The 15,386-nt window shown below is 74.3% G+C and carries 7 protein-coding genes; 4 read left to right on the top strand and 3 right to left on the bottom strand.

From position 1 onward, the window contains the following. Positions 1–322: 322 nt before the first annotated feature. Both lhgO and ABZU99_RS33875 read right to left on the bottom strand, forming a co-directional pair. Positions 323–1,537: an L-2-hydroxyglutarate oxidase gene (gene lhgO, locus ABZU99_RS33880; RefSeq protein ID WP_355948693.1), complete on the bottom strand. Its 1,215-nt coding sequence runs from the start codon at positions 1,535–1,537 to the stop codon at positions 323–325. A gap of 185 nt (positions 1,538–1,722) precedes the next feature. After that, positions 1,723–3,183, bottom strand: a complete 1,461-nt coding sequence (locus ABZU99_RS33875; RefSeq protein WP_355948696.1) for an MFS transporter — start codon at positions 3,181–3,183, stop codon at positions 1,723–1,725. 1,002 nt (positions 3,184–4,185) lie between these two features. Between ABZU99_RS33875 and ABZU99_RS33870 the strand changes: the two genes are divergently transcribed. Then, positions 4,186–6,273, top strand: coding sequence for an asparagine synthase-related protein (locus ABZU99_RS33870; protein ID WP_356048088.1), 2,088 nt, complete (start codon positions 4,186–4,188; stop codon positions 6,271–6,273). A 576-nt stretch (positions 6,274–6,849) separates the two neighbouring features. Next, positions 6,850–10,578 (top strand): BTAD domain-containing putative transcriptional regulator, encoded by a 3,729-nt coding sequence (locus tag ABZU99_RS33865; protein WP_356048090.1) that lies wholly within the window; start codon positions 6,850–6,852, stop codon positions 10,576–10,578. A 221-nt stretch (positions 10,579–10,799) separates the two neighbouring features. Here the strand turns inward: ABZU99_RS33865 and ABZU99_RS33860 are convergent, their stop codons facing one another. After that, positions 10,800–11,525, bottom strand: a complete 726-nt coding sequence (locus tag ABZU99_RS33860) for a helix-turn-helix domain-containing protein (protein WP_355948705.1) — start codon at positions 11,523–11,525, stop codon at positions 10,800–10,802. A 321-nt stretch (positions 11,526–11,846) separates the two neighbouring features. Here ABZU99_RS33860 and ABZU99_RS33855 point away from each other — a divergent pair, with 321 nt between their 5' ends. Next, a complete protein-coding gene (locus tag ABZU99_RS33855; RefSeq protein WP_356228136.1) occupies positions 11,847–13,202 on the top strand; it encodes an NAD(P)/FAD-dependent oxidoreductase in 1,356 nt (451 codons plus the stop codon). 235 nt (positions 13,203–13,437) lie between these two features. Next, complete coding sequence (locus tag ABZU99_RS33850) at positions 13,438–15,309, top strand: SpoIIE family protein phosphatase (protein WP_356048095.1); 1,872 nt, start codon at positions 13,438–13,440, stop codon at positions 15,307–15,309. Positions 15,310–15,386: the final 77 nt, after the last annotated feature.

Here is a 15,386-nt window from a genome sequence, read left to right as displayed (position 1 = left end):
CTGCTTGTCCGGTCGCGGGGGTCGGTGCTGCTTGTCCGGTCGCGGGGGTCGGTGCTGCTTGTCCGGTCGCGGGGGTCGGTGCTGCTTGTCCGGTCGCGGGGGTCGGTGCTGCTTGTCCGGTCGCCGGGGTCGGTCCTGCCTGTCCGGTCGCCGGGTCGGTCCTGCCTGTCCGGCCGCGGGGTCCCGCGGCCCGCCAACCGCGTCGGCCCGGCGCGGTGCGGGTGGACGGCCCCGGCCTGCTGTGCGCCTGCTCACATCGGCCCGTACGCGCGGCGGGCCCGGACGGGCCCGGCACCCGTGGACGCGACCGGGCTCACACCGGTCACTCCCCGCGCAGCGCGGCCAGCACTCGCCGCGCCACCTCCCGGCCGATCGGCAGTGAGGCCGTCGCGGCCGGTGAGGGGGCGTTGAGCACATGGACGATGCGGGGGGTCTGCGAGATGAGGAAGTCGTCCGCGAGCGTGCCGTCGGGCAGCACCGCCTGGGCGCGCACGCCCGCAGGGGCGGGAGTCAGGTCGTCGGCCGTCACATCCGGCAGCAGTCGGCGGACGGCGTCGGTGAAGGCGCGCTTGGACAGGGAGCGCCGCAACTCGCCCGCCCCGTACCGCCAGTGGCGGCGGGCTATCCGCCATGCGCCCGGGTAGGCCAGCGTCCCGGCCAGCTCGTGCGGGCGCACCGTATGCCAGTCGTAGCCCTCCCGGGCGAGCGCGGGCACCGCGTTGGGGCCGATGTGGACGCCGCCGTCGATGCCGCGGGTCAGATGGACGCCGAGGAAGGGGAACGCCGGGTCGGGGACCGGGTACACCAGGCCGCTCACCATCGAGGCGCGGGAGGGAACCAGCTCGTAGTACTCACCGCGGAAGGGCACGATCCGCATGCCCGGGTCGTCGCCCGCCAGCCGGGCGACGCGGTCGCAGTGCAGCCCCGCGCAGTTGACGAGGGCCCGCGCCCGCAGCACCGTCCCGTCCGTCGTACGGACCGCGACCGCCGACGGGCGCCGCCCGATGGTGTCGACCCGCGCCCCGTACCGCACCGAGGCTCCCGCGTCGCGCGCCAGCCGGGCCAGCTGGGCCGCCACCGCCCCGAAGTCGCACACGCCCGTCGTGCCGACGTGGATCGCGGCCAGCCCGCGCACCCATGGCTCATACTCCGCGAGCTGGGCGGGGCCCAGCTCGCGGACCGGGATCCCGTTCTCCCTGCCGCGCTGGACCAGGGCGTGCAGCCGCGGCAGCTCGGAGCGCTCGGTGGCGACGATGAGCTTGCCGGTCACCTCATGGGCGATGCCGTACTCGGCGCAGAACTTCACCATCTCCGCCGCGCCCCGCACCGCGAACCGTGCCTTCAGGGAGCCCGGGGGGTAGTAGATACCGCTGTGGATCACCCCGCTGTTCCGCCCGGTCTGGTGGCGGCCCGGCCCCGCTTCCTTCTCCAGCACGGTCACTCGGGTGCCGGGGGCGGCGCGCGTGATCGCATACGCCGTCGACAGGCCGACGATCCCGCCCCCGATCACCAGCACGTCGCAGTCAAACGCCGCCACGCCATGTCACCTCCCCACGCGCCACACCGTCCAGTCGCCCGCCCGTCGATCCCTATCATGGCCTGCGCCACCGACAGCGACCCGAAACCCGGACGGGGCTTCCGTTTCGAGCTGGTGTACGAAGCGGGTGCCGGGTCTCGCTCCGGGCCTCACGCCGACGCGCGCGCCGACTCGCCCGTCGGCTCTCACGCCGGCGCCACCAGCAGCGGTCGCGCCCGCTCGCGCAGCTCGGCGACGCGCGGCTCGTCGCGGTACGCCTCGAGGCGGTGCATCAGGTCGCGCACGTACTCCGTCGTACGGGCGGACGAGATCCGGTTGGCGACCTCCACGGCCCGGGCGCCGGCCGCGCAGGCCGCGTCCAGGTTCCCGGACTCCAGTTCGGCGACGGCCGACACGACGAGCCGCAGCCCGTGGGACCGTACGAACTCCTCCGTCGGCCGGGCCAGCGCCTGCTCGGTGAAGCGCCGCACCTGGCGCGGCAGCCTCAGATCGCGATAGCACTCGGCGGCGTCGGCCGCGAACCGCTCCTGGCTGTAGAAGTCCAGCCAGGGCGGGTCCGGGTCGCCCGCCCGCGCCCGCTCCAGCCAGCCCTCGGCGGACTTCAGGGCCGCCCCGCAGGCGGGCCCGTCCCCGGACTTGGCCTGGGCGCGCGCCTCGACGAGCCGGAAGAAGCTCATGGTGCGGGCGGTGGCCAGACCGCGGTTGCGCTCCAGGGCGGCCTGCGCCAGGTCCACGCCCTCGTCGGCGAAGCCGCGGTAGGTGGCCTGCAGGCTCATGGACGCCAGCACATAGCCGCCGAGGGGGACGTCGGCCGCGGCGCGCGCGAGGCGCAGCGCCTGGATGTAGTACCGCTGCGCGGCCTCCTGTTGGCCGGTGTCGAAGGCCATCCATCCGGCGAGCCTGGTCAGTTCGGCGGTGGCGCCGAAGAGCGAGCGGCCGACCTCGTCGCTGTAGGAGCCGAGCAGCAGCGGCGCCGCGTCCACCCGCAGACACTCGGGCACCATGGACGAACGCCAGTCGCCACCGCCGTACTTGGAGTCCCAGCGGCGCGCGTCCTCGGCGGCCTCGCGCAGCTTGGTGACGTCACTGTGGCCGACACGCTGCGGTAAGGCCTCGGGGCTCGCCCCGCCTGCCGCGCTCGCGCCCTCCGCGGCGCTCTCGGTGGCCTTCGGCTCCCGCGCGACCGAGCTGTCCGCGGGGGATATGAGCCAGCGGGACGCCGGCGTGGCGTACGCGCTTACTGCGAAAGATCCGGCCAGGCTCTGCCAAATGCCGACGCCGCCGCGCCGACCCGCGAGATCCAGCCGGTAGAGCTCGGTGGCGGAACGGACGGCCTGGCCGATGTCGCGCGGGAAGGTGAGCCCGACCTCGGGGGCCGGATCGGCGTCCGCCAGGCCGATCTCGTGCAGCGGGACCGGACGGCCGAGTTTGCTGCCGATCGCAGCCGCAATGAGGTGAGGCGCGGCGCCCTGGGGGACCATCCCCTTGGACACCCACCGCGCGACGGACGTCTTGTCGTAGCGAAGCGTCAGGCCACGCTGGGCGCCGAGGTCGTTGACTCTGCGCGCGAGCCCGGCATTGCTGATCCCAGCGAGGGCGAGAACGGTGCCGAGCTTCTCGTTCGGCCCGCGTGGCTCCCTTGACATGCGCACCCCTCGACAGCACCGACGGCCGCCCCGGCATAAGCGCGGGGCATTCGTAAACCCAGCGTAGTTCGCCGCATCCCGACCGTTAAGAGGTGGTGTCCCGGATGGCGAGATTCTTGTATGAACGGGCGTGCGGGGTGGGATGTGTGCTCCCGGTGTGTGTGGCTGTGCGCCCGTGTGTGCGCTCTGTCTCAGTCACGGCGAGAACGTTTCGATGGGTCCTGCGTGGGTCGGCCCGCTGTACTGGATCCAGTGGGCTGGGGGACGCCGCCGCCTCATTCCCCGCGGGCGGCGGAACGGTCCGGGAGGCGAATGCCGCCTCCCGGACTGTCGTGTTGGAGGCACGGGAGGCCGAAGATGACCGCATACAGGGCATCCGCAAGGCCATCGAGAGCGCCACGGCACATTGGCTGAATAACGCCCCCACGGCCGGGCTCCCGCATCGGGCCGGGGAGGGGGAGGCCCGAGGCGGGAGCCCCCACCTCGCGCTGCGGCAAGCCGTCTGTCGGTAAGGGGTGTTGGCGCGCGTCGTTACGGGCATGGTGTGCGGCGTAGGGGCGTTGGCCCACCCGTATGGGCATGGGTAGCTCCCGGTACGGGCGTTGGCACGCCCACGTGCCGGGCATGGGCACGCCCACGTGCCGGGCATGGGCACGCCCACGTGCCGGGCATGGGCACGCCCACGTGCCGGGCATGGGCACGCCCACGTGCCGGGCATGGGAACGCCCACGTGCGGGGTATGGATGCGCCCCCACAGGCGCCTCTTCGCACACGCGTCAGCGTCCTTGCGCTCTTGTGCGCCCCACTCATGGCAGCATGGGCCACGACGGAACGGTGTGTGGCGACCGGATCAACCCTGCGATTCCTGCGGTCAGCTGTGGTCAAGGGACATCCAGGAGATCCACGTTGTTGTCCGGTTCGATGCCGAAACCGTCAACATGCTGTGCATGATGGCACCTACTTCTTGGTTGCCCTGGATGCCCACAGCCTGTGGAGGCGGCGATGCGGTGGTTGGTGGGGTGGAGCAGTACCGCATCCGGCCCGGTCCCCCCGGAAGGCCGTGCGATCCAGCCGGTCGGCGCCCAGCTCCTGTGGTCCGACCCCGATCCGCTGTGGGCCGTCGGCGACTGGCGGCCCGACGAGGTGCGTGTCGTCCAGGCCGACCCCTTCACCCGCCTCGCCGTCTTCGGCTGCTGCGGCGCGAGCGACGAGGAGCTGAGGGTGGGCCTGTTCGCGGCCCGCGGCGGCGCCCTGCGCCACCTGACCGCCTGGCCCGGCAGCTATACAGCCGTCGCCCAGGTCGGCCGCCGCGTCACCATCGCCGGTGATCTCGCGGGCGCCCGGCCCGTATTCCACACCGAATGGGCCGGCGGCACCGCCTACGCCACCGCCGCGCTGCCCCTCGCCGACCTCATCGAGGCGCAACTCGACGTCGGCCACCTCGGCGCGCTCCTCGCCTGCCCGGACTCTCCGGAGGCCATGGGCGCCGGCACGCCCTATATGGGCGTCAGACGCGTCCCTCCGGGGCACGCGCTGATCCTGCGTGACGGCGCCCGCGACGTCACCGGCTACGAACCCACCGAGTCGCTCGCCGTCGCCGCACCCCAACTCGAGCACGGCGAGGCCGTGGAGGGCGTACGCGACGCCCTCGTGGAGGCCGTACGGGCCCGGCTCACCGCCCCCCGCCACGCCCCCGAGACCGACGGCCTCGACCCCGGCCCGGTCCCCGGCATGGGCCCCGCCGAACGCCGGGCAGCGCGCGGCGCCCCGGCCCCCGGCATCGGCGCCGATCTGTCCGGAGGCAGCGCATCCGCCACGCTCGCCCTGCTCGCCGCCGGCCTCCCCGGAATGCCGGGCACCCTCCTCGGGCACGGCACCGAGGCGGGCGAGCGGCTCCTCGCCGTCACCTTCAACGACCTCGTCACGGCCGGCGGCGCCCGCACCCGGGAGGCCGAACTGGAACGGGCCGGCGCCATCGCCGCCAACCCGCGGCTGCACCATGTGGTCGTCGCCGCGGGCGAGGAAGCCCTGCCGTACGCCGCCCTCGACACCGGCGCGCTCACCGACGAGCCCGGCCCGTCCCTCGTGGTCGCCGAGCGCCACCGGCGCCGGCTCGCCGCGGGCAGCGCGGACCACTTCGTCGGCCACGGCGCCCGCCAGGTGCTCGACGCCCACCCCGCGCGCCTCGCCGACCTGCTGCTCGACCGCCGCAGACGCCACCTGCTGCGCCCCGCCACCGCCCTCGCCAAGGCCGACGGGCCCTCCGCGCAGTCCTTCTTCGTGCCCTTCACGGTCTACCGGGCCGCGCGCCGGCTGGCCCGTACGCCCTATAGGGACGGCGTCGAAGAGGCCGCCGCACGCCTTCTGGAGCGCCGCTTCGCCGACGACGGCGTGACGGGCGGCCCAGGCGCCGTATCCGCCTCCCTCGCCGCCCTGGCCTGGTGCCGCCCCGGGCCCGCCGCCCGCTGGCTCACGGGCGAAGCCCTGGCGGAGGTATCGGTGCGGCTGGAAGAGGCGGCCATGCGCCCCGTACTACTGCGCCGTCCCGGGGAGCGCCGCGCCGGTGCCGCCCTCGCCCGCTACGCCGCGGACCACCGCATCCTCGAACAGGTGGCGGAGGTCCGCAGCCAGCGCCTGCACGCGCCCTTCCTCGACAACCAGGTCGTACGGGCCTGCCGCGCGCTCCCCGAAGCGCTTCGAGTGCAACCGGGGGCGCGCGCCGCGGTGCTGCGCGCGGTCCTCGCCGGAGCCGGCATCCGGGAGCTTCCCCCCGGCTGGGGGGCCACCTCCCACGCCGCGCACACCGCCGCCGTACGGACCGGCGTGCGCACCTGGGTCGGCGACCTGGTGTCCCTCTTCGACGCGCCGTTGCTGGCCGACGCGGGCCTGGTGGAGGCCCGTGTCGTCCGTAAGGCGCTGCGCGCGGCGGCCCAGGGCGAGCGGCTGCCCCTGGACGGCCTGGCCGAACTGGTCTCCACGGAGGTGTGGCTGCGGCGGCTGCTGGCCCGCCGCGGCACCTGCTGGACCGGCACGGCGGCACCCCGGCAGCGGGCGGTGGCGGGCGGAGTGGTGTCGCGGCCGAGTCTGTGACGGTGGCTTCGGCGGCCGTCCGGCCCGGCGGTGCGGTGGGGCTCTGGGGTCTGGCGGGGCTGGTGGCGCGGACGGGCCCGGCAGGCGGGGCTGCGGCTGCGGATGCCCTACGGCCCGTTGCCGCCGTACTACGGCGGCAGCGGCCTGCCCGGTTGCTCCCGGGCGGTTGGCTCCCGGGCGGTTGCTCCCGGGCGGTTGGCTCCCGGGCGGCTGCCCCCGGGCGGCTGGCCCTCGATCGGCTGGCCCTCGAGCGGCTGCCTCCCGAGCGGCTGCCCCCGGGCGGCTGCCCCCGGGCGGCTGCCCCCGCACGGTGGCGCACCCACCGGGGTGCGGCGTACGAGGGCGACGCTCCGCCGTGCGACGGCCCGCCGGCCTCCGCCGTGCGACGGCCCGCCGGCCTCCGCCGTGCGACGGCCCGCCGGCCTCCGCCGTGCGACGGCCCGCCGGCCTCCGCCGTGCGACGGCCCACCGGCCACCGCTGGGAACGGCCCACCGGCCACCGCTGGGAGGTGCTCCCGTACCGGACGCCACTCGCGGCCGACGCCCCCTATGACGACGACCTAGGAGAATGGCCCGGTGCGGTATCTGATCCTCGGCACCACCGAAGCGCGCGACGACCACGGGAAGCCCCTGCCCCTCGGCGGCCCGCGGATCCGCGCGCTGCTCGCCGCGCTCGCCGTCCGCGCCGCACGCCCCGCCCCGGCCCCCGTCGACGTCCTCATCGACGAGGTGTGGTCCGACGACCCCCCGCACGACGCGCCCGCCGCGCTCCAAGCGCTCGTCGGGCGGCTGCGCCGGACCATCGGCAGGGACGCCGTGGTCTCCGCGCCCGGCGGCTACCGCCTCGCGACCGCCGTACCTCAGGACGACGTCGACCTGCTGCGCTTCGAGCGGCTGACGAACGACGGGGTGCGCGCGCTGGACGCCGGCGACCCCGGCCGGGCCTCCGCGACCCTCCGCCAGGCACTCGCCCTGTGGCGCGGCCCGGCCCTCGCCGACCTGCCCCACCGGGACGCGGCCGCCGCCCGCCCCGAGGCCCTCCGGCTGACCGCGCTGCACCGCCGGATCGACGCCGACCTCGCGCTCGACCGTAGTACGGACGTCATACCGGAATTGCGCGAGCTCGTCGCGGACCATCCGCTGGACGAAACGTTCCACGCCCAGCTGATCCGCGCGCTGCGCGCGGCCGGCCACGGGGCCGACGCCCTCGCCGCATACGAGGACGTCCGCCGGATCCTCGCCGATCGCCTCGGCACGGACCCGGGCACGGAGCTGAAGGAGCTCCATGGACAGCTGCTGCTCACGGACGGGCCGCCGGCCGCGCGGGAGCCGGCCGGCGCGGGCGGCGGCGTCTCCACCTTGCCGGACGCCCCGCCCCGGCCCGGCGGCCGGGAGGAGGAACCGCTCCCCGTCGTGCCGCCCCTGCCGCACGGCAACCTTCGGGCCCGCCTCACCAGCTTCGTCGGCCGGCAGACCGAGACCAGCGCCATCCGCCGGGATCTGGGCCGCGCCCGGCTGGTCACCCTCACCGGGCCCGGCGGCTCCGGCAAGACCCGGCTCTCCGAGGAGATCGCCGCGACTGTGACGGCCGGCTACCCGGACGGCGTCTGGATCGCCGAACTCGCCCCACTCGATCACCCTTCCGCCGTCGCCGGCGCCGTGCTCAGCGCCGTCGGCCGCCGCGAGACGACCCTGCTCGCCTCCGGACTGGAGGGCCGTACCAGCGGGGCCGACGGCGCCGACCCGACCGGCCGCCTCGTCGAGTACTGCGCCCACCGCCGGCTGCTGCTTCTGCTCGACAACTGCGAGCATGTCATCGACACCGCGGCGCGGCTCGCCGAGACCCTGCTCGCGCACTGCCCGGGGGTGACCGTGCTGGCCACCAGCCGTGAGCCGTTGGGCGTGCCCGGCGAGACCGTACGGCCCGTGGAGCCGCTGCCGCCCGTCCCCGCCCACCAGCTGTTCGCCGAGCGCGCCGCGACCGTACGGCCCGGATTCGACCCGGCGGCAAACCCGGCCACGGCGGCCGCGGTCGCGGAGATCTGCCGCCGGCTGGACGGGCTGCCGCTGGCGATCGAACTGGCCGCGGCGCGGCTGCGGCTGCTGACCCCGCGGCAGATCGCCGACCGGCTCGACGACCGCTTCCGCCTGCTGACCAGCGGCAGCAGAACCGCACTGCCGCGCCAGCAGACCCTGCGGGCCGTCGTCGACTGGTCCTGGGATCTGCTGGACGAGCGCGAGCGGACCGTACTGCGTCGGGCCTCGGTCTTCGCGGGCGGCTGGAACCTGGCCGCGGCGGAGGCCGTCTGCGCGGATGTGCCGTCCGGCGTGGATGCCGGTGCGCCCACGGACGCGGCTCGGCCGGGCGACGCGGCTGAGCCGGGCGACGCGGCTCAGCCGGGCGACAAGGCTCGGCCGGGCGACCGGGCTCAGCCGGGCGACCAGGATTCACGCGCCGGTTCGCATCCCTCCGCGCGCTCCCGCACGCACCCTCATGCCCATATCGCGCCCCCCGACGTACTGGAACTGCTCGGGGCACTCGCCGACAAGTCGCTGCTCGTCGTCGACCACCCCTCCCACACCAAGGCCGCGGAGACACCCGCCGGCCCGGCGGGCGAAGCCCGCTACCGCATGCTGGAGACCATCCACGAGTACGTCGGCGAGCGCGCCACCGAGGACCCCGCGGCCCGGATCGACCACGAAGCCGCCGTCGCCCGCCATGTGGCCTTCTTCCGGGACTTCGTCCGCACCGCCGAGCCACGGCTGCGCTCTGCCGAACAACTGCCGTGGCTGCGCCGTGTCGAGGCCGATCTCGATAACATCCGGGCCGCTCTGCAGCGCTCCCTGACCGCTTCCGACGAGGACACCGCCTTCGCGATCGCCCTCGACATGGGCTGGTTCTGGTGGCTGCGCAACTACCGGGACGAGGGCGCCGCCTGGGTCCGCCGGCTCCTGGCCCTCGAAGCCCCGCCACACCCTGCGGATGGGGCGCAGCCGGCGGGCGAGCACGGTCCGTACGGCGAAGTGGGGCGCGTTCCGGACCACGTCCCGGACGGGGCCGAGGACGACGCCGTCACCCGCTACTGGCGGTTCATGGATCTGCGGCTGCTGCTCTTCTTCCTGCTCGTCGATGGGGACGGGGTCGATACGGACGACCCCGCCACCCGGGCCGGTGCCGAGCGCATCCGCGACGCCTACCGCGCCCACCCGACACCTCGCGGCGCACGCTTTCCCGGGATGCTGTGGCCGTTCGCCGGATTCCTCGCCGACGGCCACGCGGGTGTGCTGCCCCTGATGGACGAGTCGGTGGCCAACTGCCGGGTGAACGGCGACGAGTGGGCCCTCGGCGTGACGCTGATGTTCCGCACCCACCTCGCGATCGACATGCCGGGCGGCATCGAGAACGCCGACGACGACTGGGCCGAGCTGCGCGAGCTGAGCGCCCGCGTCGGCGACCGCTGGATGCTTGCCCAGGTGGAGGGCGCGGGCGGCGAGATCGCCACCAGCCGTGGCCGGTTCGCCGAGGCGCGGGCCGCCTACGAGGAGGCACAGCGGCTCGCACGGGAGATCGGCGCCCACACCGAGGTGCCGTTCCTCTTCACCCGTCTTGCCGAGCTCGCGGTCCACGAGGGGGACCTCGAGGACGCGATAAAGCTGCTGGACCGCTCGGAGGAGGAGGCGGAGCGCACCGGCGCCGTGGACGTCCGGGCCTTCAACCATCTACTGCGCGGCGTGGTCGAGCTGCTGCGCGGCAATGTGGAAGAGGCCCGGTCGTACTGCGACGAGGCCCGGAGCAGGGCGCTGCGCGGCACCCCGCCGCCGCAATTCTGGGTCTTGGTCGACGGCCTGGACGGCCGGATCACCGCTGCTGCCGGCGATGCGCCCGGTGGGCTGCGCATGCTGCGCGACACCCTGCTCAGGGGCAGCGAGGAGAGCTGCACGGAGACGCTGCTGGCCCAGCAGGTGGAGTCCGCCGCGCAGATCCTCGCGGGGTGGGGACAGGAGCGGCTCGCCGCCCGGCTGCTGGGCGCGGCCGACGGCTGGCGCGGCCGGCTGCCGCGCCCACCGGTGGTGGTCGAGGAGGTCGGTGGGGTCATGGCACGGGTGAGCGACGCGCTGGGCCGCGACGCGGTCGATCGACTGCGGGCCGAATCCACGGGCCTGACCGTCGAACAGGTCGGTGCCCTGCTCGACGACATCCTGCCCACCCGGGACGACGACGCCGCCGACCCCGACGGCTCCGCAGGTCCGGATGGCGGTCGGGAGCCGGCGCCGGCCAGGGACTGCGCTCCGCATGCCCACTGAAGCGGGCACCCGGAGCACAAGGTTCACCTCATCGGGCGCTTACCCCCGCGCATACGGGGAAGATGTGGCACACGAACCCACGACGAACCGGCGAACGCATGAGCCGCGCGGGCCCCCGACCGCCGGTCCGACACACACGACGACCCACCACGACTGCCCGCACCACCGCTCAGGACCGTTCAGGCACCGGCATCACGCGGCCTGCGTCCACCCGGCCGGCATCACCCCGCGGGGCGCGACCGCAGCCCGTCCAGCAGGATGTCCAGCAGCCGCGCCGACGCCGCCGCCTGCTGCCCCGCGTCCGGCAGCGAGGGCGCCGCCGTGGCTATCACCAGCAGCACATCGGCGACCGTCACATCCGGACGCAGCTCACCCGCCGCCCGCGCGCGCTCCACCAGCTGCCCGACGACCTCCAACAGCGTCGCCGCGCCCGTGTCGTCCGGCTCGTCCTCCGGCGCGGCCGCCCGCTCGATCAGCCGCAGCTCCGGCTGGGGCGGAGCGGTTAAGGTCGCCTGCCGCTGCTGCGGCACCCGGATCTCCGACTCCACATCGACCCCGAACCGCAGCACCTGCGGCGGCAGCAGCCGGCCCGCGCCGGACGCCACCGAGGTCCGCAGAAACCGGGCGAGCGCGGACCACGGCTCGTTCTCCTGGCCGAGGGCCGCCCGCGCCTGGTCGGTCAGGCGCGCCGTCTCCTCCTCGGCTATGCGTCGCACCAGTACGTCCTTGCTGGGGAACCGCCGGTAGACGGTGCCCACCCCGACCCGCGCCCGCCGCGCCACATCCTCCATGGGAGCCCCGTACCCCAGCTCACCGAAGACTTCGCGCGCCGCCCGCAGGACATGCTCCAGATTGCGCTGCGCGTCGACGCGCAGCGGAGTGTTCCGGCCGCCGTTTGCGTCCGACGACGCGACGGCTGCGGACCATGACGAACCCTGAAGGTGCATAAGTGATCCCCCGGTAATGACGTCTCCCCCCGGAGACTCCCCGCCCAGACTGCCGAGGCTGTCACAACCCCGACGAAGTACGAACATAGTTGAGCACAGGTCAAGAAAGAAGGGGGTAGCTCGGGACAGACCGCCCCCCGGTCGGAGCAGCGGACCGCCGATTTCTGGCTCCCCGCCCGCCCTCCACCCCGCGCCCCGGTGCTGACCTGCGTACCTTTCGTACGCCGTACCGAATCCCGGGCGGCGGAGGCACCGCTTCCTCCGGTCACACAATTCGTCGGGGCTGTGGACAAACTGCGGCTGTGCGTGCCTCATGGGAGGGTGAAGGAACCTGCGCGCATTCTCGTTGTCGGCGGCGGCTACGTCGGGATGTACACCGCGCTGCGCCTCCAGCGGAAGCTGAAGCGAGAACTGAGGCAAGGCGCCGTACAGGTCATCGTGGTCGACCCCGAGCCGTATATGACCTATCAGCCCTTCCTGCCCGAGGCGGCGGCCGGGTCGATCTCCCCTCGCCATGTCGTGGTGCCGCTGCGCCGCGTCCTGCCGGACTGCAAGGTCGTCATCGGCGAGGCCACCGCGATCCATCACGGCAAACGCACCGCGACCGTCAGAACCCTCGCCACCGAGGAGGAGGGCACGGGCGCGATCGAGATCCACTACGACGAACTGGTGCTGGCCCCCGGCTCCGTCTCGCGCACCCTCCCGATCCCCGGCCTGGCCGAGTTCGGCATCGGCTTCAAGACGGTCGAGGAGGCCATCGGCCTGCGCAACCATGTCCTCGAACAGCTGGACATCGCCTCCTCGACCCGGGACCCCGACGTCCGCGACGCGGCGCTGACCTTCGTCTTCGTCGGCGGCGGCTACGCGGGCGTCGAGGCGCTCGGCGAGCTGGAGGACATGGCCCGGTACGCCGTCCGCTACTACCACAACATCTCGCCCGGGGATCTGAAGTGGATCCTCGTCGAGGCCACCGACCGGATCCTCCCGGAGGTCGGCGAGGAGATGGGCACCTATGCGGTCAGGGAGCTGCGCGGCCGCAATATCGACGTCCGGCTGGAGACCCGCATCGAATCCTGTGCGGACAGAGTCGCCGCACTGAGTGACGGCTCGCGCTTCCCCACCCGCACGCTCGTGTGGACCGCCGGCGTCAAACCGCATCCCATCCTCGCCTCCACCGATCTGCCGGTGAACGGGCGCGGCCGCCTCGCCTGCACCGCGGCGCTTCAGGTGGAGGGCGCGGAGCACGCCTGGAGCGCCGGGGACGCCGCGGCCGTCCCGGACCTGACGTCGGACCAGCCCGACGCGAAGTGCGCGCCCAACGCGCAGCACGCCGTGCGCCAGGCGAGGGTCCTCGCGGAGAACGTGCTCGCCGCGCTGAACGGCCGGCCGCTCAAGGACTACGCGCACAAGTACGTCGGCTCTGTGGCCTCCCTGGGCCTCCACCGCGGGGTCGCACATGTCTACGGGCGCAAGTTGAAGGGCTATCCGGCCTGGTTCATGCACCGCGCGTATCACCTCAGCCGGGTGCCGACCTTCAACCGTAAGGCGCGTGTGCTGTCCGAGTGGATCCTGTCTGGGCTGTTCAAACGGGAGATCGTCTCGCTCGGGTCGCTGGAGAACCCGCGCGCCGAGTTCAAGCTCGCCGCGGATACCGGTCGCCATCCCGAGGCCAGTTGACCCCATCGGCGCGGAGCCGGGAACTCCCCTCCAACGATCGGCGTCTCACGGATGTCAGTCCGGTCGGTCACACTGGACGTGTGACCATGGGTGGGCTCGTATTTGCAAAGAGTGACAATCGCGAGGATTTGGAAGTTTGCTGCATTCCCCTGACGGCCGTCCCCCGGACCCGCACCCATCTCCCCGATCCCGTGCCGGCGCGCAGCTCAGCCACCACCCCGCGAGGTAATCCGCAGTGAACTTCACGCGCTGGAGCGCCCGGCTCCCCCGCACACAGCGCCGCACCGCCGCGCGAGCCGACCGCGGCGCGCGGCGGCCCGCGCCCCCGGCGGGCGGTGGCTCCGTCCCGGCGGCCCGGGGGGAGCGCGCCGACCCCTCGGGCCGCGGCCAGCCGCCGGCGGCCGCCGCTCCCGACACCGCGGCACCCGCCGCCGTCCCGAGCCTCGACGGGCTGTCCGGCCACGACCTCCTGGGCCAGGTCCCGGCCCTGGTCGCGGTCGTCTACGGCCCCGAGCACCGCATCGCCTACGTGAACGACGCCTATCAGGAGCTCTTCGGCTTCCGCGCCCCCGGTGCGTCCGCCCGTCAGGCCCTGCCCGAGCTGCGGGAGCTGGGGTTGCTGCCGCTCATGGACCAGGTCCTGCGCAGCGGCAAGCCCCGTACGGTGAAGTCGCGGCGGGTGACCGCGGGCGACTCCGGCCCCGGGCAGGCGGCCGCCGGCCGCTCGCGCCACGGGTACTACACCTTCACCTGCTCCCCGATCGACATGGCCGCGCCGCCGGCCCCCGCTACCGCCGAGGGGCCCACCGCCGACGGGTCCGCCACGGACGGGCCCGCCACGGACAGGCCCGCCACGGACGAGCCGATGGAGGAGCCGATGGAGGGCGAGCCGCCCGCCCGAGCCGCCGTGCCGGTCCGCGGCGTGCTCGTCTTCGGCGCCGATGTCACCGACCAGGTCGAGTCCGCCGAGCGGCTGCGCGCCAGCGAGCGGCTTCAACGCGAGGCCGCCGTCACCCTCCAGCGCAGCCTTCTCCCGCAGGAGCTGGAGCAGCCCGACGATCTGCGGGTCGCCGCCACGTATCAGCCGGGCGGCACCGAGGCCGCGGTCGGCGGGGACTGGTACGACGTCATCACCCTGGGCGCCGGCCGCACCGCCCTCGTCATCGGGGACGTCATGGGACGCGGGGTCCGGGCCGCAGCCGTCATGGGCCAGCTTCGCACCGCCGTCCGCGCCTACGCCCGCCTCGACCTGCCGCCGCACGAGGTCCTGCAGCTCCTCGACGGCCTGGCCGCCGAGATCGACCCCCACCAGATCGCCACCTGCGTCTACGCCGTCCACGACCCCAACGAGAGCCGCCTCGTCTACGCCTCCGCGGGCCATCTGCCGATCCTGGTCCGCGACCCGGACGGCACCGTGCGCCGCGCCGCCGAGCCCACCGGGCCGCCGCTCGGCACCGGCGGCTGGCTGCACACCTCCGGCTCCGTCCCGCTCGGCCCCGGCGCCAGCGCGGTTCTCTACACCGACGGTCTGGTGGAGCGGCGCGACAAGGACATCTACGACGGCGTCGCCGCGCTCGAGCGCGTCTTCGCGGGGGCGACCGGCTCGCCGCAGGTGATGTGCGACCGCCTCATCCGGGCGCTGGGCATCACCGCGGAGCACGACGACGATGTGGCGGTGCTGGTCCTCCAGCACCCCGCCCGTACGGGGCATGACGCGGAGCTCTTCCACAACGCGGCCCTGGAGCTCCTCGGCGGGGTGGAGGCGGCGCCCCGCGCGCGGGCCTTCGCCTCCGGCGTCCTCGCCAGCTGGCGCTTCCCGATGGAGCTGCGCGACCTGGGCGTGCTCGCCGCCAGCGAGCTCGTCGCCAATTCCCTCCAGCACGGCACGCCCCCGATGCGGCTGCGGCTGCGCCGCACCGACCGCCGTCTGATCATCGAGGTGACGGACGGCGATGACCATCTGCCGCGCCGCCGCCGCGCCGAACCGGTGGACGAGGCCGGGCGCGGCATCTCGATCGTCGCGACCATCGCCTCGTCCTGGGGATCACGCCGCACCTTGGGCGGCGGCAAGGCGGTGTGGTGCGAATTCGCCCTCCCGGTGACCTGAGAGACGCCGACTGTGAGACACCGGCTGAAAAGCGCCGACGCCCTGGTACGGCGGCGCCGAAGCGCTCCGCCGTACCT

The sequence above is a fragment of the Streptomyces sp. NPDC005266 genome (assembly GCF_040607655.1).
Taxonomy (GTDB): Bacteria; Actinomycetota; Actinomycetes; order Streptomycetales; family Streptomycetaceae; genus Streptomyces.
The sequence above is the reverse complement of the archived record's forward strand: the minus strand, read 5'-3'. Positions and strand labels throughout refer to the sequence as shown.